Below are 21,861 nucleotides of genomic sequence, written 5' to 3'. Positions count from 1 at the left end.
GGAGCTAGAAAAACTATCTAAAAGATAAAGTTTATTTAGCTGATTTTAAAAACTCAACAATTTGATCGAATGGGACTTCTTGCTTCTCTCCGGTGCGGCGGTTCTTATACTCAAATACACCGTTATCTATGTTACGATCGCCGATCACGACAACGTGAGGTAGGCCAATCAATTCCATGTCGGCAAACATCACACCAGCGCGCTCTTTACGATCATCAAACAGCACTTCGATACCCGCATCGTTCAGATCTTGATATAGCTGTTCGGCCATATCTTGAACGCGATGAGATTTATGCATGTTCATTGGTAAGATACCAACGCGGAACGGTGCAATCGCATCAGGCCAAGTGATACCGCGGTCATCGTGATTCTGCTCAATCGCAGCGGCAACCATACGGCTAACGCCGACACCGTAACAACCCATAAGTAAGGTCTTAGCCTTACCGTTGTGATCGAGTACGTTAGCGTTCATGGCTTTAGAATAGTTGTCTCCAAGCTGGAAGATATGACCGACTTCAATACCGCGAAGTAGGGCGATTGTGCCTTTACCACATGGGCTAGGCTCACCTTCGATAATGTTACGGAGATCGAATACTTCAGCCTGTGGAAGATCGCGTTCCCAGTTGATCCCAAACAGATGTTTGTTATCTTGGTTTGCACCTGCGCCAAAATCACTCATCACGTTCACGCCATGATCGATATAGACAGGAATCTCAAGACCAACAGGACCGATAGAACCTGGACCTGTGCCAATCGCTTTACGGATATCAGCTTCGTCTGCAAATTCAAACGGCGTCAGTACTGCAGCAATTTTCTCAGCTTTAACTTCGTTAAGGTCGTGGTCACCACGAATAACAAGGGCAACTAAAGGTGCTTCCTCTGTTGCGCCTTTAACGATAAGGGTTTTTACTGTCTTTTCGATAGCGATACCGTGTTGCTCAACCAATTCTGCAATGGTTTTTGCATTAGGCGTATCAACCAAGCTCATCTCTTGAGTGGCAGCAGCGCGAGTTTCAGAAGGCATTGGTGCTTCACATTTTTCGACATTGGCTGCGTAATCACTCTCAGTTGAGTAAGCAATTAAGTCTTCACCGCTGTTAGCTAATACATGGAACTCGTGTGACATACTGCCACCGATAGAACCTGTGTCAGCCATGACTGGACGGAACGCTAGACCTAGGCGATTAAGGATATTGCTATATGCCTGGAACATTGTCTCGTAGGTTTCATCCATCGTCTCTTGATCTAAGTGGAAAGAGTAAGCATCTTTCATCAAGAATTCACGTGAACGCATGACACCGAAACGTGGACGCACTTCATCGCGGAATTTAGTTTGGATTTGAAATAGATTCAGTGGCAACTGCTTGTAAGAGTTGACCTCTTTACGCACGATATCAGTGATCACTTCTTCGTGAGTTGGGCCAAGCACGAAATCACGGTTGTGACGGTCTTGGAAACGCAGCAGCTCAGGACCAAATTTTTCAAGACGGCCTGTTTCAACCCAAAGATCAGCAGGCTGAACCATAGGCATAAGAATTTCAACAGAACCGGCTTTATTCATCTCTTCACGGACAATGGCTTCTACCTTGCGCAGAACGCGAAGTCCTGTCGGTAACCAGCTGTAAAGGCCTGAAGCGTTACGACGGATCATGCCGGCACGTAACATTAATTGATGACTGACCACTTCTGCATCTGCAGGGGTCTCTTTTTGAGTTGAAAGCAGGTACTTGCTAACGCGCATTACCGATATCCAGTACTGAAAATAAAATTGGTCGACATTTTATCATCTATCAGGTTTCTGTCATCAAGTTTATTGCCATCCATGGTGGAAGATTTTTTGTCTACCATTCACCGCGTCTTTTGTTGGTATGACTCCCCTACCTGTATTTTTTGCGTAACACCAGTTCTGCATGATTATTTTGTCGAATGGGTTGCACTTCTTCGCAGCTAGCATGGGGGCTTGCTCTTAAATATATTACCAAATACGAATGTTAGCAATAAGTTGAATTGGTTGCTATTATGATACAAATTCGAACTTGTTAAGTAAAAAAACGTCATGTAGAGTTAAATTGTAACTGGCTGAATATGTAGATAACATTTCAAGATCGCGAACAGATTTCTATTTCGCATAACGCTTACAGAGGTTGTTTATCATATTCATCTAAATCAATAAATTATACATATTACAAGTGTGGTTTTTTAAATTGATGGAGTAAATTAAACGTGAAATTTAAAAGTATTGCGATAAGTATTATTTTACTTAACTTAGCGGGTTGTATGAGTTTTCAGTCATCAATACCTGAGGGATATTCAGGGACGACGGCGAGTGTGAATGATACATATAAACATCACACTGGACCCAAGGCTCACTTTTTTGTATTGACACAGGTAGATGAGAAGGTAATTGAAAATGCTAGCTACCGAACTCGACTACAAAACTCTGGCCGAAAAGAGGTCATAACGCCCTATATGGTCACTCGATCAGTCATGACCGAAGAGCAACAATTTACCATTGCTGGTTTTGTTCAGTTTATGATTGATGGCCAAACCTTGGTTGGTGAGAATTTGTTAGTTTCAGGTAACGTATCATTCAATCCAATCGCAAATGAAACATACAATGTGACTGGCGAACTCAGCAAATATAAGTCTACCGTGTGGATTGAAGACTCTAAAGGCAATATTGTCAGTGATAAAATTGTCGCTAAAGTCTATTAATTCGCTAAATATGATCAGCTAAGTAATCCAAAATATAAGGCCGTCTATTCGCGGCCTTATATTTAATACCAATTCCACTAATAATGTGATCTTTCAGCGGGAGTTCAAAGCCCTGTAGGCAAGGTCAATATATTGCTCCTCGGCATTTATTTCTGACAATGCTCTACCTCCTATATCTCTATAGTCGTGCAATATCGACATGCACCACATCCATGTGGCTTACAGATGCTTGAAGCTAATAGTTATTCTCGGCTTTGGCATCCTCGGTAACTGCTCCTGCGTTACTCTACCTCCTGAATCCATTCAGTCGTGCTTCGCCCTACCTTCTGTATCTGACCTCCAAGGAAGGAGGAAATGTCTCATTTTGTATGGAACAAAATAGACCGTGCAGTCGTATATCGAAAGCCTCTAACGTAGCATAAAGGGCTTTGACCTCCGCACTACGTGAGCCACTCAGGCATTCCACTTCTGCTTTGCATTGACTTAAAAGGGATCAACCATTTTTTCATCAATGCGCCTTGAATTGATCACTTATTTAGTGGAATTGGTATCATCTCTCGCTTTTCATATTCAGGTCTAATCAGGGGCAAACGTTAACGACTTTCTAACTCATGTTTCGTTAATTCTTTCCCATTATTTACCTTATTCACCCTGTATTGCCCCGGAAATGGCTTCAGTGTTCCAGCATTATGAATATATCTTGGCACTTTAGTTTTCAAAAGAGGGCAAGGGGTATGAAGGATAATATAACTGTGGATATATGGCAGATCGCCGTGGCGACGATGCTAAGCATTAGGGCTAAATTTAAGCAAGGTGTCAGAGCCAGCAAGCTATCTTTATCGCTGTTACTTCTTATGATGTGTGGTGGGGCCAATGCTGCAGGAGGAATTGGTTCAGTATGGTCAACGAGTAGTGATGATAGTGCCATATCAGTCACTTGGACGGTGCCCAGCGGTAATTATAATCACGTAGGCGCTAACTATAAAGTTTGCTATCGCAAGACTCCTACCTTGAATGTGTGTGGTGGTGTGGAAGACTTTTCTATTCCAAATAGCTATACCGCCACGGGCTTGAATTCAGATACTGAATACAAGTTTAAGGTGTGGTGTTACTGTGAAAAGAAAAACTGGCGTGGTAAATGGAAAAATGCCAAGTGGCGTAAGATCGGGACTTACAAACAATCCACACTACCTGAGCCTGAACCGGATGTGCTGATCAGTAATATATCTGTCGTGGACGTTGCGCCTGGGGCGTCTAAATATGAAGCTTCAATTGATGTCGAAGTGACCTATACCAACCCCGCTGCATTTGAGTTTGTGCGAACTTGTTATAAAAAGCTAGGCAATATGACTTCGATGAACTCTATTTGCTCCCAAAGAGATCAGCCGCCAGCCTCATGGACTAGCTCTGATCATGGCCGAGGATGGTTGGATGTTGAGCCTGCACCATCAGGGTCGATTTTCTCTTTTGGAAGTCTAAAGCAATGTCGTCAATACAAGTTGGTTTCATACGGTTTTTATGACGATATAGATACGGGTTTACAGTTGGGTGAAACCAATGTCCATACACCAGGGGATTGCAAGGCCAACAAGATGGCCGTAGTAATTGTTGATGATCACAACGAAACAATATTGGCCGAGTATGCCGAGATAATTTCTCATTACTATGAGCAACGCCTATTTCAATATCTAGCCGCGCAATATGATCAACAGCTTTTTACTGCTCAAAAGTTAATGATGGAGGAGGATAGCGTCGATATTGTTCAGCCTAAAGCATTAATAGAGTATTTAGTCGGCAGTGAATCTCAAATATGGGGCCGTTGGCAACAAGAGAGCCGTTTGGTCGAACAAAGGTTAACACTCGATACTTATGTCGAAGATAAGTATCCGGAGCTCTATAAAGATATTGTGGATGATTTACGTGAGCCAGAGCAGCCGAGGAAAACTCGCTGAAGTGGCTGGATAACTCAAACTGCTTGAGCTGATTAAAAATACAACAGTCATCAATGAAGGTTGATGGCTGTTTCTATGTGGATGGGTATAAATACTTATGATGTAAAAATTCTGTTATTGACTCTTTGAGAGTATCCTTATAAGTTAGGTGTCGAATCGATACTATATTAAGAGGCTCTATTATGTTTTACTATTTAAGAAATATTTTGTTTCTATCCGTTTTATCAATTGCACCTTTTCAGGTTGTATATGCAGCTGATGAGAAAAAGGCTGAAGACTACATGCCAAGTCTGATCACCAACACACCGCTTGAAGGACGCGCGCTTGCTATGAAAATGGTGAGAAAAACCATCGGAACTATCGTACGAGATCCGAAAATGAAGATGGCGATTAGGCAAAAATATATCGATAACCCTCAACTATTAATGTATTCGGCAGAGCTAGTTGCAATAGAGTTTAAAACGATTGCTATTGCAAATAATTACTGGCGATAAACTTAACCGAGTAAATTGTTGAGCAATGAGAAGTGAGGTGTTCTAGTTTAGGCTGGTTCACTAGCCAGATTCTGGGCTGTAATTGGTGAGGAACAACAAAACAAGTTCAGTACGCGGCTGCAGACTCGTTACGCAACCCTTCTAATCATGACACCCATCTTTATTCGCTGAATTATCAACCGGTGTCTAAGCTTTAATTATCATCGTTAGGTTGAGGTTGTTATGGCTAGACCAAGAAGTACATTAATCAGTGTGGAAGATACTCCTTTCTATCATTGCGTGTCCAGATGCGTACGAAAATCATGGCTCACAGGTATCGATAAATATACAGGGAAGTCCTATGAGCATCGCCAAGGTTGGGTTGAAGCGAGATTGCTTGAGTTAGCCAGTGTCTTCGCTATAGACATTAGCGCTTTTGCGATTATGTCAAATCATCTTCACTTGGTGTTGAAACTGGATATCTATGAAGCAAATGCTTGGACAGATAGAGAGGTAGTCGAGCATTGGCATAAGTTGTTCAAAGGTACATATATCACTCAGAAGTTTGCTAAAGGTGAAGTAATACAAACTACTGAGGTCAATAATTTGAAGCAATCAATTGCTCAATATCGAAGTCGATTAAGTGATATTTCTTGGTTTATGAGGGCACTTAACGAACCGATAGCTCGCATGGCAAATAAAGAGGACAAATGTACTGGCCGTTTTTGGGAAGGCCGTTTCAAATCTCAAGCATTACTCGATGACGCTGCTGTTTTGGCCTGTATGGCTTATGTCGATTTAAATCCCATTCGCGCGAAAATGGCTGATAGTACTGAACATTCAGACCACACCAGTATTCAACTTAGGATTAAATCTGCTCTTAACGGAGAACAACCGAGCGTTCTATTGCCCTTTGTAGGTAATGAATCTAGGGGGATAGCAAAAGGTTTGTTGTTCGAGATCAATGATTATCTGCAACTTGTTGATGAAACCGGAAGAGTTATTCGAGATGACAAATGTGGAATGATAAGTGATACCTCACTGCAGATGCTAATGAGAATAAATGTTCCACTAAAAAACTGGATAAAATTGACGACCGACTTTAGTCGATTATTTAAAGGTCCAGTAGGAACACTTGAAGCGTTAGGTATTTATAGCGAACATTTGGAGCGTAAACGCAGACAAGGGGCTGCTAATTGCCGACGATGGCTGGGTAGTACCTAATAAAACCGCTTAGCTACTAAATCTTATTATTTAGCATATTAATTCCGAACTAATGCTCGGTAGTTCTGTTGTTTATTGATTGAATTGAATTGTATTTATTTGGGTCGTAGATGAAGAATTTAGACTGAATAGAGCTTTTATTGTTCGTAATACCAAGAAGGTTCATATTCTTATTGGAGGAGCACTAGAAAGTGGAATAATCTTGGGTGGCCATATTGGAAGGCATATTATGTTAGCTAATAGCCTCCCTATTTTAGAAACTCGCAGTCGCATTTATTCCCGTTATTTTGGGTAAGTTTATAAGCTGCACCTCTAAGCTTACATTATTACGTCTACACCGTTAACTTGTCTCAAAAATCACGTTAAATGCAGATGTGGATTGTTAAAATAATCCTGTAATAGCTGCACAAATTTTGCGACATGCACACCGTCCATTAAACCGTGATGGACCTCTATTGATAATGGCATAGTACCTGTACTCTTCTTAAATTGACCAAATACCAACTTAGGAATACCCGTTTCACTCGGTAAATGGGTGGCATGTTGAAAGCTGGTGAAGTTTATCCAAGGCAATACTGAAACATATAACGTATTACGCTGTCCTTCATTATTATTGAAGTCTTGTGAAAATAAACACTCTGTTTTTGCCTTTGCCACAGCATGAGTTGCAAACTCATCAAATTGAGGGTATTCAGAAAAATAGTCTAAATAACTGAATCTAAAAGATTCATCTTCACATAGCTGTACTACACTGGCGTTAATATTTTTAAAGTGCCAAACCTCACCATTGACGATTCGTAAAGCCATTGGTTGATAGTTATTTGTAGCCTTTAGTAATAGATATAGATAACAACGGGAAAAGGAGAGTTGGTTGTGTTTGACATAGTCAAATAATACAGCTGCATTGAGTGTCAGGGTGATATTAAAGCTACAGTCACTGGATTGTGTTAAAAATTAACTTAAATGAATCAATCTACAGGCTCGTTACGCAATGATCACTTTCAATGCTAGCAGGCGAAAATGAAAGTGATAATAGAGGTGAACATGGCGTTATTGTTTTCTTATGGAACTTTGCAACAAAAAAATGTGCAGATAGCCAACTTTGGCCGGGAGTTAGTAGGACACAAAGATGTGCTTTCAAAGTATATTGTTAGTGACTAACGATTACTGATGCAAGGGTTATTAGAGAAAGCGGCAAGGATGTACATCTAATATTAAGGTATAGCGGTAATATTGAAGATGAAGTCACTGGCACTGTTTTCGAACTTTCGGACAAGGAATTAGTCTTAGCCGATGATTATGAAGTTGATGACTACAAAAGGGTTGCTGCTGAGCTAACATCAGGGCGTACTTGTTGGATTTATGCAGCTGAAAATACATAACCAAAAGACACCTAGTGCCACCCTTGCTGTGCCTTTCTAGTAGACAAAGCCTGTCCTTCTGTACAGCGAAGCAAGGCACATTAAATGTTGGAATGACGATGTAAGTTATGAGTAATAAGCAGGGCAATAGCTACCCAACTGCAACCGATTAGAGTGTCATAAAAGCGCCATTGCATTAGGTTTAAATCTCCATTTGGCAGTAATGCAAAATTGATAACCACCATCACAGTGACGGTAATCGTTAAGCTAAACAGCATATAATTTTTTCTAAGACTGTAGGGTATCCAAAAAGCAAACACAGCGACCATGATGGCCAAGCTTATTTGGTTAGCATAGCGCACTCCAATATAAGCAATGATGATACCAATCAAGGTGCCTAATATTCGATCCCATAAACGATGCCATGACAACCTGTCATTGATATGCATGACAAATAGAATTGTTAGGCCAACCCAACCTGGTTGAGTAACATGTAACCAGTCGACAGATACCGTGGCAGCAAGGATAGTTAATGGCAGTGTTAATCCGTATAGGGGACCGTTAGTATCTCCCTTAATAATTTGCATAAGTTCATCATTAGGTGAATTTCCCATCTCTTGGGTTTTATAGATTGATCCCTGTAATAAGATCAGTATCAACGCAAATACTGCCCCATAAAAGTAGGATAATCCAATGTCGAACGATGCTGGGAACCCAAGTTGAGCGAGCAGTAAGGCGCTGACGAAATATTTACCCAGTAGTCCCCAGTACGCATGCTCTGGTTTAGGTTGACCAGCAAGAAAGCCAAACACGAGCAAATAGGTGATGGCTAAATGAGGGTGACCTACCAATGTCAGGCCTAATGTTGCTGCCAAGATCACTGCTATGACGCCTGCAATGATAGCGACAGCTTGTCTTATGGGATGTGTTCGAGGATCGAGGAGGAGTGCTAAAAGAGCACCTAAACTGATGAATGCCGCTTGCAGATAGTGCTGGCTTAAATATTGGTCACTTTAAAAGCGTATAAGGATGGGCTTTTCTATGTTTCGTTTATCAATACGGCTTAGCATGTTCACTTTATGCCATCTGTAATGCACTCATACAGCCCAATGTTATTCTTTTGTAGATTGCATATATCTCTTGATTGGATACCCAAGACAGAGGAGCAAGTGTGACTTGTATTTATACTTGTAGGGAAACGTTCTTGGCCGTCATCCTGAACGGGTTTCAGGATCCAGCTTGTTTTCTAGGCTTATTGTTCCCTATAAGTGGCGTAATTTATTTCAATGGAAGATAAAATTAAGGTGTTCAAATCGTTAAATGGATGAAATTCCTGTTTTAATCTCTTTTTCTCGTAACACCCAAGCTAAAGCAATCGCTTCTTGATCGCTGGCCAGAGGATTTTGTCTTTCTAGTGCTTCCGTCATGGTTTCTAACGTATCGATCTGTTTTGCGCGTCTGAGTTTGAGAAGAAAGTCTAACGTAGTTGGATCTATTTTTTTAATGGTCATTAAAAACCTTATTGGTGAATTCAAATAGTAAAGCTTGTGTAAGCTAACAGCAAATACTTAGTTGCTATGTATATATCATTACCTGACATTATAGAGGTAAAAAGTAATCTTGTATTTAAATGTATTAGGTTTGTAAGAGATTAAAATCATCATATCTCCTTATATAAAGGCATAAGCTATTTCCCAACGAGAACACTGATAACCACGGAGGAAAGCTATTACTTACAAACACCAGCCAAAAAATCTTCATGTTGTGATCGTTTGCTGCACATCTCCACCGCAGATTTATAACACAGCCACCTTTTTTATTAGGGTTTGCTTATAAAAGCGTGATTAATGGCTTTGATGCATTTGCTTAACAAAATCATTTATTGAATATAACGGAGTAAGGCTCTCACATCAAGCTATACAGCTGTTTGTTCTTGTGTGTAATTGGATTTGTGAGGGACTAGTTTAGATCTTGCTCCGAGTAGAGGTCGATGAAAAATCTACCTTCTCGGGGAATATAGTGGTTATCATAATTGAGTGAGAATGCGATATTGGTTGCTTTGCCCTTAAGCTCCCCCCTCGGCACAAAACCATAGACCCGAGAGTCGGCACTGTTACGACGATTATCCCCCATAACCATGTAGCGATTCTTAGGTACAGTTAACGTATTGAAATGGCTTAAACCATCGCTAGCACCTTTTTCAATGCGGATTTTATGGATTAACCCTTTAATGTTCTCCTCGGCAATCAGTTCTTGATTATTTTGGGTCACTATTGAGTAATTCAGAGTATTACCGTTAATGGACAGTACTTCATTACTTAAGCTGATGCTGTCGCCAGGTAATCCAATAACACGTTTTATTAAACGATTCTTTGCAGCTTTTGATTCAAAAACAACAATTTCCCCACGTTTGGGCTCACCGGTTTTAAGCAATGATATCTGAGTAAAGGGAAGCCTTAAGTCATAGGCCATCTTATCCACGATAATACGGTCACCCTCTTTAATGGTTGGTTGCATCGAGCCCGTGGGTACCGTGTACCAATCAGCCACAGCACTTCTAAAAACAGACATTAGAATAATAAAAATGAATAGCTGTTTGTTATTTTTCCAAAAGCGTTTCAATTTACCCATCAAATCATCTCCCTGTTCTCTTCACTTTCCAATACTGCTTGGTATAAGTAGGCCATAGAAGTAACCACAAGTTCATGGTTGAAGTGTTACCAAGTGTGAATAGGTTTTACTCAAACCTCCGGCTTTTTTTGTTTGATATAAAAGATAAAAGCTATTCACCACAGAGAGCACGGAGGACCACGGAGAGGAGCAACTGCTTTAAACATTTTGAAAACCTCCTGCTCTTCTCCGTGAACTCTGTGGAGCATAGCGCAATAACATCCCTGTTTAAGGCCAGTTCTACAGTCCCTGTATCTCGTTCATAAGCTTATGGCTTTGCCATATTCACCGTGGTGAGAATGATCTTTTTTAACGATAAACCAAAGCTATCTACCACACAGAACCCAGAGAACCACGAAGAGGAGTAACAGTCAGAGGTGTAAATATTTATCTTATGAACTTATCGCAGCGAAGCATCCTAGCAGTGAGCTTGCGAGCGTTCTCGCAGGCACGTAGTGCTGCCCTAGCAGGGCAAAGCCCGTCCTTCTTCCAGTGGTGAGAACGCTCTCTAATCCATCTGTTTGAGCATTTCCTCAAATAACCAAGCCCCTTCAACACCTAAATCCAAAATCACATCGAAATGGTTTCGGCCTGCTATCTCGCTGAAGGTAACAGTAAACCCTTGTTCTTCAAGTTGAGCTTTCATAGCCAAGCTTTGGCGCTTAAATTCACTAGTTTCATTATCACCAAAGGCGATAATCACAGGGCAATGATTCTGAGTGGCATGACGCAGCGGACTGTTAGCTTCGACTTCAAGTGCCGTTAACTGCAATGGATCATTAATAGTGGTGTGCAGCAGAGGCTCAATATCGTAGATGCCACTGACGGCGCAGACGCCTTTGATAAAGGACAGCTCTGAGTTAAGAGTGGTATTAATGTTTGGCAGATTTGCTTGGTAAGTGCTAGCCAAGTAGCTTGGCCAATCGGTTTGCAGCATCATCAAGCAGAGATGTGCGCCAGCAGAACTGCCAGAGAGGTAGATCTCGTTGGCATCGAAGCCGAGTTTATCGGCGTTCGCAGCGAGCCAAGCGAGGGCGCGACGGTTCTGGTCTACTATCTCAGTCAGGCTGGCTTTGGGGGCGAGACTGTAGTTGATCACGGCAAAGTAGTGGCCAGCTTGTTGAAAGGCTTGGGCCGCGAATGCGGACTCTTTCTTGGTGAGTTCTTGCCAATAACCGCCGTGGATAAAGACCTGCAGCTTTCTTTTCTGAACGGTAGCTGACCCTTTGCCTTTGGCGCTTTGAAGAGCAGGAAGAAAGAGATCGAGCACCTCATCCTCTTTATGTTTACAGTGAAGGTCACCGTACTTAAGATCTCTGAGTACAGAGTTGTCAGCAACTGCTTGTTGGATGACGATTTGGCTTTGATCTATATATTGCTGGATATAGATCATGATGTCATCGACACAGCTGCTCGGTGAGTACTCTATCTCAAGAGATGCTTTATCCAGCTTGTCCTTTTCTAGCGGCGACAACATTTAAAGGTGTGTCCGCAGTTCAAATAACTCAGGGAAGAAGCTGATATCCAAGGCCTTTTTAAGAAAGCTGACACCAGATGAACCGCCTGTGCCCATCTTGTTGCCTATGATACGTTGCACTGTGTACATGTGCTTAAAGCGCCACTGCTGAAAGGCATCCTCGATATCGATTAACTTCTCGGCCAGCTCATAGAGTTCAAAATGCTCATCTGCGTTGCGATAGACGCTGAGCCAAGCATTTAATACTGACTCATTGGATTGATAGCTTTGGCTGAAGTCACGATTGAGTGCGCTATCGTCGATGGGCAGCCCCTGTTTATGTAGTACTTTGATGACCTCATCGTAGAGACTGGGCTGTTCGAGTATGGTTTTAAGCTCATTGTGTACTTTAGGGTCGCTCTCATGGACCTGAATAAGGTCGGCATTTTTATTGCCCAATAGAAATTCAATCTTGCGGTAACCATAGGACTGGAAGCCCGAAGAGTGACCGAGGGAGTCGCGGAATTTGAGATAATCGACCGGGGTTAAGGTGGAGAGTATGTTCCAGGATTGGGTCAGCTGATTTAAGATCTGTTTTACCCGTGAGATCACCTTAAAGGCGTGGCTAAAGTCACCGTCCTGAACATTTTTTATCATGGTGTCGAGTTCGTTACCCGCCAGCTTTAGCCAGAGCTCACTCGTTTGGTGAATGATGATAAATAGCATCTCATCAGGGACGTCGGATTGAGGGCGCTGGGCAGAGAGAACCTGTTCAAGGCAAAGGTAATCCCCGTATGACATATCATCTTTAAAATCGGTATGGATAGAATCTTCCATCTCCCGAGTTTGGCTCGATTTTGGATTCTCTCGGCTATCAACTTGTTTCGGTCGATTTGCTGGCTTAGGGCTACTGCTATGTGGGCATGACATGATTATCTCTCCAGCTTTTCTAATACTAGTTTATGCAGTAATTGATAAACATGGGGGGCTTGCCACTCTTGGTGGATATTCTTTAATTGCATGATCTCGTCCATGATCTCATTTTGTATATCTCCAATTGCCAGTGCTGATGAGTAGGACTGATGGGGCGAGAAGGTGACCATCGAATACAGAGGCACCCAAAGTTGTGGATACATCCTATTGAATTCGCTTTCAATCTTCTTACGTAACAGGAAATCACTATCGCCTGATAAATCACTCATTTCAACAAAATTTCGTTTGGCTAATTCGATAATGGCATCGCCGTTGGGCTTTCGCTCAGTTTGATAGGCCGCCAATATATGATCCCAGTCGTGCTCATGTTCGTCGATTAACTCGTTGAGAATACGGCAATCTTCAAAACCACAATTCATTCCTTGCCCATAAAATGGCACCATGGCATGGGCGGCATCACCGATGAGCCCCACCTTGTTATTTATCACCCAAGGATAGATATGAACTAGGCAAAGGGGAGAGGCGGATTTGTGCATAAAATCATCGATAGGATTGTCGAGTAGAGGCAACGCATCGGCAAAAAAATCTTCAAAGAAACCTGCGACTTTTTCCCTGTTGTCTAAGGACTCAAATGAAAGCTCACCCTCATGATTTAAAAATAGGGTACAAGTAAATGAGCCATCTGAGTTGGGCAGGGCGATCAACATAAAGGCTTTTCTGGGCCAGATATGCAGGGCATTTTTTTCCAGCTTATGGCTGCCATCCTCGTTAGCGGCGATGGTGAGCTCGATATAGCTTTGGGGCATATAGTCGAGGCTGTAACTGATGCGTTGTCGCGGTAGTGCTTGGGCTAAGCGGCGGACTTTTGAAAATGCGCCATCGGCACCAAAAAATAGGTCGCTATGGTGGATTTTACTTTCTTGCTCTTGGGTTGAGAACACACTGTCGAGCGTGTCGAAATCAAGCTGAGTCAGATGATGCTCAAAGTGCACATCAATTAACGGCTCCTCTTCGGCAAGTGAGATGAGCTGCTCATTAATCCCTGCGCGAGATACTGACCAGATGGCCTGCTCCTCTTTGCCGTAGGGCTGCTTAGTTAAGTTGCCCTGAAGATCGTGCATAATACGGCAGTACATTGGGATAGCATGCTGACGAATACTCTTATCCAGACCAATGGCTTGCAGTGCTAACCAGCCGCGATCAGATAGGGCTAAATTAATTGATTTACCTTGATAAATACTCGCTTTACGGGAGTCGACTCTTGACTCAAACAGGTCAACTTTATAGCCCTGCTTGGCCAGCATCACTGAGAGTAGGGCACCTACTGGTCCTGCTCCGGCAACGGCAATGTTTTTCACCTGCTTATCCATATTAGCTCCAGTTTTGCGCTAAAGATTTCAAGGTTTGCCCCAGTAGATAGACATCTTCGAAGCTGTTGTACAGTGGCGTTGGCGCGAGTCTGATGACATCGGGTTCGCGAAAATCAGCGATAACGCCCGCTTTGGTTAGGGCTTGGAAAAAGTCTTTGTTAGTGCCGATAAGTTTGATCGAGAGCTGGCATCCACGGCGACTGGGTTCGCTAGGCGTGATGATCTCTAGGCGGATATCGGCAAATTGATCGACGATATCGTTGAAGACAAATTCAAGGTAAGCGGTGAGCTTAAGGCTTTTGGCTCTGAGGTTTTCAATCCCTGCCTCATGAAAGATATCCAGAGAAGACTTTAATATCGCCATTCCCATCACTGGCGCATTACTTATCTGCCAACCTTCGGCGCCGGTCATCGGCTCAAAATGATTTTCCATCAGGAAGCGTCGTTCTTTATTGTGGCCCCACCAGCCGCCGAATCGGTTGATCTCGGTGTTGTTGCCGTGGCGGTCGTTGACGAATATGCCGCCGACATTCCCTGCACTGGAGTTGAGGTATTTATAGGTACACCAGGCTGCAAAATCCACATCCCAATCGTGAAGTTTCATTGGCACATTACCCACGGCGTGGGCCAGATCGAAGCCCGCTAAAGCGCCGACGTTATGGGCAGCTTGGGTGAGCTTTTCCATGTCGAATAGCTGGCCTGTAAAATAGTTGACCCCGCCGAAAAACAGCAGTGCTAGCTCATCGGCGTTGTCGTTTACCGCCGCAATAATATCCTCTTCACGGATCAGGTACTCACCATCTCGGGGGGATATTTCGATAATGGCTTCATCGGGGTTAAGTCCATGGTGGCGCACTTGGGTTTCCAGCAGGTAGCGATCTGAGGGGAACATTTTGGCTTCACTGATGATCTTAAAGCGCTTTGCCGTTGGTTTATAAAACGAGACAAACAACAAGTGGAGGTTAGTGGTCAGGGAGCTCATACAGACCACTTCAGACTCGTTTGCACCAACCAATCGCGCCGATGCTGGGGTTAAGATCTCATGATAACTCACCCAAGGATTCTTAGCATGAAAGTGGCCTTCGACGCCCCATTGAGCCCAATCTTCTAACTCTTGATTGATATACTCTTTGGCCGTTTTAGGCTGCAAGCCTAGGGAGTTACCGGTGAAGTAAAGCACCTGCTTGCCATCGATAATAGGATGATGGAACTGCGCTTTATAGTGTGCTAATGGGTCATTTTTATCTTGCTGCTGAGCAAATGCGAGTGTGTTTTCGAATGTCATGGTGGTCCTTATTAACTCAGGTTACTTGCTTAGACTATTTGTTTGCATTATTTACTTGGGCTATTTATTTGAGCTAAGAGTACTGCTATTCAACGTAGAGAAGTGGCATTGCCCTAAGCCTTCAATCTCGGTGGAGATGGTTTGCCCAGGTTTTAAGGCAACGGCGGCTGTTGCGGCACCCGCTAAGATTATCTGCCCCGCTTGCAGTGATTCGCCATATTGGGCCACGCAGCGCGCCGCTTCGATAAGTGAATTGAGCGGGTGGTCCAATATATCTTGGCTACTGCCTCGCTCAACTTCGATATCGTTAACTTTTAGCACCATCGCAAGTCCGTCGATGTTGGTATCAGCGGGGTGCCAAGGGCCGATGACAAAGCCGGTACTTGAACAGTTATCGGCAATCACATCGCTGAGGGAGAATTTAAAGTTTTGATAGCGAGAGTCGATCACTTCAATCGCGCCAGCAACGGCACCAATCGCGGCGAACGCCTCCTCTTTGGTGACAATACCCGAGAGCGGACTTTTAAGACGAAAAGCGATCTCTGGTTCAGCTCTGGGATGAACATAATGGGTCAAATCTATGGTGCCGCCGTCTTGGATTATCATTGCATCGGTGAGTCGGCCCCAGATAAGGTCGTTAACGCCCATCTGGATCATCTTGGCGCGGCTGGTAAAGCCCATCTTGTAGCCGACTAACTTCTCTGCGCGGGATAATCTATGTTCGATACTCAACTTTTGCACTTGATAAGCATCATCTAGGGATAACTGTGTCGATGAGGAGAGCTGGGCTATGCTAGTGGCATTAGCGGCTGCTTGGTCGAGTTTTTTGGCTAAATCATTGAGCATATTATCTCTCTTCTTGTTCAACTGGTTTTAACTGACTATTAAATGATATATTTCAGCAAGTTAATTCTGATTAAAGGGTAAAAAACTGTTCGGCCTGTTTCTTGTTAAAAGTGGCTAGAATTTTTTGCTTTGTCTGCTGGCATTCAGCAAGCTTGCGCTATAGGCTAAAAAACTTTTCGGCGTTACTGGATAACAACTTCTGTTTGGTTTGCAGATCTAGCTCGCTAGCGCTTTTAATTAACTGGCTCATCTGCTGCTCACCTAAGGGAAACGGGTAGTCAGTGCCAAACATCAACCGATCTGGTCCCATCTTTTTCACGAGTAGATCTAAGGCATCGTGATCAAAAACGGCGGTATCAAGATAAAAACGGTTGAGATAGTGGCTCGGTGGATGCTGTGACTTGCCCCGTGCAATGTCTTTGTGGTGCCAGGCGTTCTCTAAACGGCCAAGCAGGAAGGCAAATGAGCCACCGCCATGGGCAAAGCAGATCTTAAGAGTGTCACTGACACGGTCGAATCCACCGCCTAGAATCATCGACACGATAGAGAGCTGGGTTTCGGCTGGCATACCAACGGTCCAGCCCATCATGTAATCTTTGGTGCGTTCGCTGGCCATCATGTCCCAAGGGTGGACAAATACGGGGATCGCTTCATCTGCACAGTGTTGTAAAAAGGTGAGTACGCCTTCATCGTCCATGTTTTTTTCGCCCACATGGTTACCTATCTGTACTCCAACATGGCCATTGGCTTTAGCGCGACTGACTTCGATGCAGGAAGCGTTGATATCCTGTAGCGGCACTTGAGCTAAGGCGAATAGACGTCTTGTGTTGTGTGAGCAGATATCTAATGCGGCATCATTAAACAGCTGGGCGCAGTAACGAGCTTGCTCTATGGGTCGGTCATAGGCAAATAGAATGGGCGTTGCCGAGATGATCTGTTTATCAACCCCGTCACGATCCATCTCGTCTAAACGAACTTGAGGATCCCAACAGGCTGAGTAGACAGGTCTGAAGGCCTGCTTGCCTTTCATCAACATGGCTTGTTCCGGCTGGGAGTTTTTCATATTACTTTGTGCATGAGACAGCCAAGGCCAGTCATCGCCACCAAATCTCTTTTGCAGGTTTTCCCACTCTTTAGGGATGAAATGGGAGTGGATATCGACGACCTTCATGATTTTTCCTTCTCTTTACTCTGCTCTTTATCCTTTAGGGTCACCCAACCTAGTGGGGCCTCTTTGCCTGGGTGTAATTCGCCACACTCTGGGCAGGTTCTGGCCTGTTCATCTTGATAGAAAGCTTGATAGATTGGGGGGAGATCTCGCACGATAGACTTGAGTGTCACCTCTGCTCTGTGAACTAAAGCATCACATTTAAAGCAGTACCATTCAAAGGCATCCTTCATGCCCTCGGGGCGTTTAGGTTCTATGACTAAACCGATACTGCCGGGCATGGGACGCTGCGGCGAGTGACGAACATGGGGCGGTAGGAAGAAAATATCGCCTTCGCGAATAAACAGGTCGCGGCATTTTCCCTCTTCGATAACCTTCAATACCATGTCACCTTTAAGTTGATAGAAGAACTCCTCAACCGGATCATCGTGAAAGTCGGTTCTTTGATTAGGCCCCCCAACCACAGTGACCATCATGTCGGTATCTTCCCAGATCTGCACATTGCCAACAGGCGGCTTTAATAGGTGTTGGTGCTCCTCTATCCATTGCTGAAAGTTAAATGCGGCTAATTTACTCATCTGCTTACCTTCTCTTATTATTCGTTAATGCTTATCGAAACTCGAAACTCGGACCTAGAACCTAGAAACCTAGCATTTAGCCTTTGAGCGGTTTATAGGCCACGGCTTTACACTCAATCAGCAAATGTGGATGAGGCAGTTGATGTACGGCAACGGTGGTACGGGTTGGCCCGTCGTAATCAAAGTATTCAGAATAGACGCGGTTGTAGCCGGCAAAGTCATTCATGTTGACGAGAAAGGTGCTGATCTCAACCAGATCGGTTAAGTCGGCACCAACCGAGCGTAAAATGTCGCGAATGTTGTCAATCACGGCTCGGGTCTGCACTTCTATATCTAAATTAGTGCTGCCCATCTCGTCGACTTCAACACCGGCAAAGGAGTTATCTGGCAATCTGGAACTGGTACCTGACACATAGATAAAGTCGCCAGCCCGCTTAAGATGAGGAAAACGGCCTCTTGGTTTGGCTTTGCCTTCTACGAGTTTTGCTGCTGTTTTGCTATTGCTCATTACTTTGCTCTCGTGTTCGCTATTTAAAATTGATGTAGTGTTTGCCTATTTCGGTCTAGCTTAACTGTCGATATGAATACAAATATTGATGGGCTCACTGTAGAAGGCGAGTGAGTGTTTACCGCCTTCACGGCCAATGCCAGATAACTTGACACCACCAAAGGGAGCGCGCAGATCTCGCAAGAACCAAGAATTAACCCACACCAGACCGACATCTAACTGAGGTGAAACGCGGTGAGCACGGGAGAGATTTTCTGTCCATACAGAAGCTGCAAGACCATAGTCAGTATTGTTAACTCTATCTATCACCTCATCTTCATCATCGAACACTGAGATATGGCAGATGGGGCCGAAGATCTCCTCTTGATTCACCCGAGCGTTATCACTGAGCCCAGTAATGATGGTTGGTTCAATAAAACAGCCCATATCGCGCTCATCATTGAATTTGGGTATGCCACCACCTGTGATAAATTCTGCGCCTTCCTCTTTTGCTAGCTGATAATATGCCAGTACTTTTTGTTGGTGGGCTTTTGAGACTAAGGGGCCGATAAACACATCTTTGTCTGTTGGGTAACCTATTTTTATCTGCGCAGCAGCTTGTTTAAGGCCGTCGATGAATGGTGCGAAAATCGAGCGATGAACATAGACTTTTTCGGTACAGAGACAGACCTGTCCACAGTTGGTAAAGCTGGATCCGGTAACACCTTTTATTGCTTTATCCAGATCCGCATCGGCAAATACGATGGCGGAATTTTTGCCACCCAGTTCAAATGAGATGGGTTTAACCCTGTCGGCCACCGATCTCATTATCTGTTTTCCTGTGGATGAGGCGCCGGTAAAAGTTATAGCATCGATCCCTTTGGCGCAGGTAAGCGCGTCGCCAACGGCATGACCTCGACCTAGTATTAGATTAAAAGCTCCATTTGGAATGCCGACTTCATCCATGACCTGGGCAAGGAGGAAAGCTGTGGAGGAGGTTTCTTCGGAAGGTTTTAATATCACACTATTTCCGCAAGCCATGGCTGGGGCTACTTTCCAGGTCGCCAGTAGCAGAGGCAGGTTCCAAGGAGAGATAATACCGACCACGCCTAAGGGTTTGTTGATGCTGTAGTTAAGGGCTTTATCTCCAGTTGGAGTGTCTGTGATGAATGTTTCACCTGAATTAAACTTTGCCAGATCGGCGAAAAATCGGAAGTTTGCTGTACCACGGGGAATATCGATGCTTTTAACTTGGAAGAGTGATTTTCCCGTGTCAGCTATTTCGGCGGCAATAAATTCCTGTTCACGCTCAGCCATACGGTCGGCTACTTTATGCAGTAGCGCGCAACGTTCATTAACCGTCATCTTCCCCCAACCTGAGTTTTGAGCCGCTCGTGCACTTGTCACGGCATCTTCAATCATCTCTGGTGTAGCTTCACTAATATGGGCAATAACCCGACCATTGACTGGGTTTATATTGTCAAAATGAATATCGCTATTAACGAAATGACCATCAATGTAGCTGGTTAATATTGGTAGTTCAGACATTTATTTCGCCTTTATATAGCAATAGATTTCGATTTGGATATGTTTTTAAGGTTATCTGTTTTTAAAAAATAACCATAATTTTATAAATCTTCTATTTAGATACAAAAAATGAATGCTTTAGGGCTGAATGATTGGTTTAGATGCTTGATGTGCTCAGTGTTTTGTTGTTTTGAGTACAAGAATAATTATCACCTTTGTTATTATTTTGTTTGTTTTTGTTGGATAAAAAGCTAGAAAGTGTGGTTTTTGTCAGTATGATGGTTTTATGCCAATAACGAACAGTTAATAATAAGCCATTTATATACAAGGCTTTACAATAAGGTTGTTAAGTATGAGTGTACGTGGACAGTTTTCATCTAAGCTTGGTTTTGTGCTTGCGGCGGCAGGTTCTGCAGTGGGTTTGGGTAACATTTGGGGTTTCCCTACCCAAGTCGCAAGCAATGGTGGAGCTGCTTTTGTACTTGTCTATTTGATACTGACTTTCTTGTTAGCGTACCCCATCTTAATGGCTGAACTGGTTATTGGGCGTTATTCACAATCGAATATGGTAAATGCACTGCAGGATATCTCGCGAGGGCCTGTGAGTAAAATCAGTGGAAAGTTAACTGGGTATTGGGCATTAACGGTTGTTTGTTTAATATTAAGTTTTTATTCCATTGTCGCGGGTTGGATGCTGGCTTATGCGTTAGCATCGATCACTGAGGTTTTAGGCTTAGCGCAGTTTTCACAGTGGTTAACAGCCTTCTCAACGCCAAGGAATTTGCTATTCTGTGTTATTTTCTCTTTATTAACCATTGGCATTGTTCATAAGGGCGTCAGTGATGGAATAGAGAAATGGTCAGCCAGATTGATGCCATTGCTGTTAATTCTACTTATTTCATTAATTATATTTGTCGCCACGCTTGAGGGAGCTGCTTTAGGCTGGGAAGTGTATGTTATTCCCGATTTTTCAAAAATATTAAGCTCAGAACTATTAATTAGTGCCTTAGGTCAGGCATTTTTCTCCCTCTCATTGGGGGTAGGCACCATGCTTATTTACGGTTCCTATATCAGTAAAAAAGAGAATATCGTGACCTTAGGTGCTCAAGTTACATTAGTGGATATTGGCATTGCGATATTAGCAGGCATGTTAATTATTCCCGCCATGTATGTCGCCCAACATAATGGTGTCACTATTTTTACCGAAAGTGGCGAATTGATTAATGGTGATAGATTAATATTTACCGTTATTCCCGAATTGTTTAATGCCATGGGAAATCTTGGCAATGTTATCTCCTTTATCTTTTTCTCTTTGATGGCGATTGCAGCTGTGACTTCATCAATCTCAATGCTCGAGGTGCCTGTTGCCTATACGGTAGAAAACAGTTCACTTCCAAGAAGTAGAGCAACCTGGTTAATAGGCGGATTTATTACATTAATAAGCTCAGTAATTATCTTCAATTTTGAACTTCTGTTTGGTGCCGTTGTTGCATTTACGACTCAATATAGTCAGCCGTTGCTTGGATTGGTGTTATCAATATTTGTGGGCTGGGTATGGCGTCGTAACGTGATATTAAATGAATTGAAGGAGGGCTGCCCAGAAGTAGAATCATCATTATTTTGGAAAATATGGCCTAGTTATGTGCGTTTTGTCTGTCCGGTGGTTATTTCAGTGATGTTTTATCACTCAATATTTAGCTGATTCGATTTAAATATGCCGATTAACGTCATCGGATATATTTATGTGTAATTAGCCATATTAGGTTCATTGTCGTTTTGCTATTTAATATCTTTGGTATTAGTTGGCATTAATGGC

The 21,861-nt window shown here is 43.3% G+C and carries 19 protein-coding genes and 1 pseudogene; 6 read left to right on the top strand and 14 right to left on the bottom strand.

The window, feature by feature from the left end:
• Window positions 1-31 precede the first annotated feature (31 nt).
• A complete protein-coding gene (locus HWQ47_RS18605; RefSeq protein WP_269967555.1) occupies window positions 32-1,741 on the bottom strand; it encodes a proline--tRNA ligase in 1,710 nt (569 codons plus the stop codon).
• A 482-nt stretch (window positions 1,742-2,223) separates the two neighbouring features.
• Between HWQ47_RS18605 and HWQ47_RS18600 the strand changes: the two genes are divergently transcribed.
• The 4 genes from HWQ47_RS18600 (at window position 2,224) to HWQ47_RS18585 (ending at window position 6,364) form a co-directional block, all read left to right on the top strand.
• Complete coding sequence (locus HWQ47_RS18600) at window positions 2,224-2,715, top strand: hypothetical protein (RefSeq protein WP_269967554.1); 492 nt, start codon at window positions 2,224-2,226, stop codon at window positions 2,713-2,715.
• A 734-nt stretch (window positions 2,716-3,449) separates the two neighbouring features.
• Window positions 3,450-4,667 (top strand): fibronectin type III domain-containing protein, encoded by a 1,218-nt coding sequence (locus HWQ47_RS18595; RefSeq protein ID WP_269967553.1) that lies wholly within the window; start codon window positions 3,450-3,452, stop codon window positions 4,665-4,667.
• Window positions 4,668-4,849: 182 nt separating this feature from the next.
• Window positions 4,850-5,161, top strand: coding sequence for a hexameric tyrosine-coordinated heme protein (locus HWQ47_RS18590; RefSeq protein WP_269967552.1), 312 nt, complete (start codon window positions 4,850-4,852; stop codon window positions 5,159-5,161).
• 222 nt (window positions 5,162-5,383) lie between these two features.
• The gene (locus HWQ47_RS18585; protein ID WP_269967551.1) at window positions 5,384-6,364 is read left to right on the top strand and encodes a transposase; all 981 of its coding nucleotides are present in this window, start codon (window positions 5,384-5,386) and stop codon (window positions 6,362-6,364) included.
• A gap of 357 nt (window positions 6,365-6,721) precedes the next feature.
• Here HWQ47_RS18585 and HWQ47_RS18580 read toward each other — a convergent pair.
• Window positions 6,722-7,297 (bottom strand): annotated as a pseudogene (locus HWQ47_RS18580) (CatA-like O-acetyltransferase); the annotation flags it as partial.
• A gap of 230 nt (window positions 7,298-7,527) precedes the next feature.
• On the opposite strand from HWQ47_RS18580, the gene HWQ47_RS28000 reads away from it, so the two are divergent.
• Window positions 7,528-7,746, top strand: coding sequence for a gamma-glutamylcyclotransferase (locus HWQ47_RS28000; protein ID WP_333481918.1), 219 nt, complete (start codon window positions 7,528-7,530; stop codon window positions 7,744-7,746).
• A gap of 80 nt (window positions 7,747-7,826) precedes the next feature.
• Here HWQ47_RS28000 and HWQ47_RS18575 read toward each other — a convergent pair whose 3' ends face one another.
• From HWQ47_RS18575 to HWQ47_RS18520, 12 genes are all read right to left on the bottom strand, one after another.
• Entirely contained in the window at window positions 7,827-8,606 is a 780-nt protein-coding gene (locus HWQ47_RS18575; RefSeq protein ID WP_269967550.1) for an FUSC family protein, read from the bottom strand.
• 435 nt (window positions 8,607-9,041) lie between these two features.
• On the bottom strand, window positions 9,042-9,236 hold the full coding sequence (locus HWQ47_RS18570) for a hypothetical protein (protein WP_269967549.1): 195 nt from the start codon (window positions 9,234-9,236) through the stop codon (window positions 9,042-9,044).
• Between the two features lie 448 nt (window positions 9,237-9,684).
• Window positions 9,685-10,356, bottom strand: a complete 672-nt coding sequence (gene lepB / locus HWQ47_RS18565; RefSeq protein WP_269967548.1) for a signal peptidase I — start codon at window positions 10,354-10,356, stop codon at window positions 9,685-9,687.
• 547 nt (window positions 10,357-10,903) lie between these two features.
• Complete coding sequence (locus HWQ47_RS18560) at window positions 10,904-11,872, bottom strand: alpha/beta hydrolase (RefSeq protein ID WP_269967547.1); 969 nt, start codon at window positions 11,870-11,872, stop codon at window positions 10,904-10,906.
• Window positions 11,873-12,781: a tryptophan 2,3-dioxygenase gene (gene kynA / locus HWQ47_RS18555; protein WP_269967546.1), complete on the bottom strand. Its 909-nt coding sequence runs from the start codon at window positions 12,779-12,781 to the stop codon at window positions 11,873-11,875.
• 2 nt (window positions 12,782-12,783) lie between these two features.
• The gene (locus tag HWQ47_RS18550; protein WP_269967545.1) at window positions 12,784-14,154 is read right to left on the bottom strand and encodes an FAD-dependent oxidoreductase; all 1,371 of its coding nucleotides are present in this window, start codon (window positions 14,152-14,154) and stop codon (window positions 12,784-12,786) included.
• A 1-nt stretch (window position 14,155) separates the two neighbouring features.
• On the bottom strand, window positions 14,156-15,439 hold the full coding sequence (gene kynU / locus HWQ47_RS18545; RefSeq protein ID WP_269967544.1) for a kynureninase: 1,284 nt from the start codon (window positions 15,437-15,439) through the stop codon (window positions 14,156-14,158).
• A 60-nt stretch (window positions 15,440-15,499) separates the two neighbouring features.
• Complete coding sequence (locus tag HWQ47_RS18540; protein WP_269967543.1) at window positions 15,500-16,285, bottom strand: 2-keto-4-pentenoate hydratase; 786 nt, start codon at window positions 16,283-16,285, stop codon at window positions 15,500-15,502.
• Between the two features lie 157 nt (window positions 16,286-16,442).
• A complete protein-coding gene (locus HWQ47_RS18535) occupies window positions 16,443-17,456 on the bottom strand; it encodes an amidohydrolase family protein (protein ID WP_269967542.1) in 1,014 nt (337 codons plus the stop codon).
• Window positions 17,453-18,031, bottom strand: coding sequence for a 3-hydroxyanthranilate 3,4-dioxygenase (locus HWQ47_RS18530; protein ID WP_269967541.1), 579 nt, complete (start codon window positions 18,029-18,031; stop codon window positions 17,453-17,455). The genes HWQ47_RS18535 and HWQ47_RS18530 overlap by 4 nt, the downstream gene beginning before the upstream one ends.
• 76 nt (window positions 18,032-18,107) lie before the next feature.
• Entirely contained in the window at window positions 18,108-18,539 is a 432-nt protein-coding gene (locus HWQ47_RS18525) for a RidA family protein (protein ID WP_269967540.1), read from the bottom strand.
• A gap of 60 nt (window positions 18,540-18,599) precedes the next feature.
• Complete coding sequence (locus HWQ47_RS18520; RefSeq protein ID WP_269967539.1) at window positions 18,600-20,066, bottom strand: 2-hydroxymuconic semialdehyde dehydrogenase; 1,467 nt, start codon at window positions 20,064-20,066, stop codon at window positions 18,600-18,602.
• A gap of 331 nt (window positions 20,067-20,397) precedes the next feature.
• Between HWQ47_RS18520 and HWQ47_RS18515 the strand changes: the two genes are divergently transcribed.
• The gene (locus HWQ47_RS18515; RefSeq protein ID WP_269967538.1) at window positions 20,398-21,747 is read left to right on the top strand and encodes a sodium-dependent transporter; all 1,350 of its coding nucleotides are present in this window, start codon (window positions 20,398-20,400) and stop codon (window positions 21,745-21,747) included.
• Window positions 21,748-21,861 lie beyond the last annotated feature (114 nt).

It is taken from the genome of Shewanella sp. MTB7, assembly GCF_027571385.1.
Taxonomy (GTDB): domain Bacteria; phylum Pseudomonadota; class Gammaproteobacteria; order Enterobacterales; family Shewanellaceae; genus Shewanella.
The sequence above is the reverse complement of the archived record's forward strand: the minus strand, read 5'-3'. Positions and strand labels throughout refer to the sequence as shown.

Coding starts and splice junctions, on each gene's coding strand:
- HWQ47_RS18605 (WP_269967555.1), bottom strand. CDS start 1,741: ATGCGCGTTAGCAAGTACCTGCTTTCAACTCAAAAAGAGACCCCTGCA.
- HWQ47_RS18595 (WP_269967553.1), top strand. CDS start 3,450: ATGAAGGATAATATAACTGTGGATATATGGCAGATCGCCGTGGCGACG.
- HWQ47_RS18590 (WP_269967552.1), top strand. CDS start 4,850: ATGTTTTACTATTTAAGAAATATTTTGTTTCTATCCGTTTTATCAATT.
- HWQ47_RS18585 (WP_269967551.1), top strand. CDS start 5,384: ATGGCTAGACCAAGAAGTACATTAATCAGTGTGGAAGATACTCCTTTC.
- HWQ47_RS18570 (WP_269967549.1), bottom strand. CDS start 9,236: ATGACCATTAAAAAAATAGATCCAACTACGTTAGACTTTCTTCTCAAA.
- lepB (WP_269967548.1), bottom strand. CDS start 10,356: ATGGGTAAATTGAAACGCTTTTGGAAAAATAACAAACAGCTATTCATT.
- HWQ47_RS18560 (WP_269967547.1), bottom strand. CDS start 11,872: ATGTTGTCGCCGCTAGAAAAGGACAAGCTGGATAAAGCATCTCTTGAG.
- kynA (WP_269967546.1), bottom strand. CDS start 12,781: ATGTCATGCCCACATAGCAGTAGCCCTAAGCCAGCAAATCGACCGAAA.
- HWQ47_RS18550 (WP_269967545.1), bottom strand. CDS start 14,154: ATGGATAAGCAGGTGAAAAACATTGCCGTTGCCGGAGCAGGACCAGTA.
- kynU (WP_269967544.1), bottom strand. CDS start 15,439: ATGACATTCGAAAACACACTCGCATTTGCTCAGCAGCAAGATAAAAAT.
- HWQ47_RS18540 (WP_269967543.1), bottom strand. CDS start 16,285: ATGCTCAATGATTTAGCCAAAAAACTCGACCAAGCAGCCGCTAATGCC.
- HWQ47_RS18535 (WP_269967542.1), bottom strand. CDS start 17,456: ATGAAGGTCGTCGATATCCACTCCCATTTCATCCCTAAAGAGTGGGAA.
- HWQ47_RS18530 (WP_269967541.1), bottom strand. CDS start 18,031: ATGAGTAAATTAGCCGCATTTAACTTTCAGCAATGGATAGAGGAGCAC.
- HWQ47_RS18525 (WP_269967540.1), bottom strand. CDS start 18,539: ATGAGCAATAGCAAAACAGCAGCAAAACTCGTAGAAGGCAAAGCCAAA.
- HWQ47_RS18520 (WP_269967539.1), bottom strand. CDS start 20,066: ATGTCTGAACTACCAATATTAACCAGCTACATTGATGGTCATTTCGTT.
- HWQ47_RS18515 (WP_269967538.1), top strand. CDS start 20,398: ATGAGTGTACGTGGACAGTTTTCATCTAAGCTTGGTTTTGTGCTTGCG.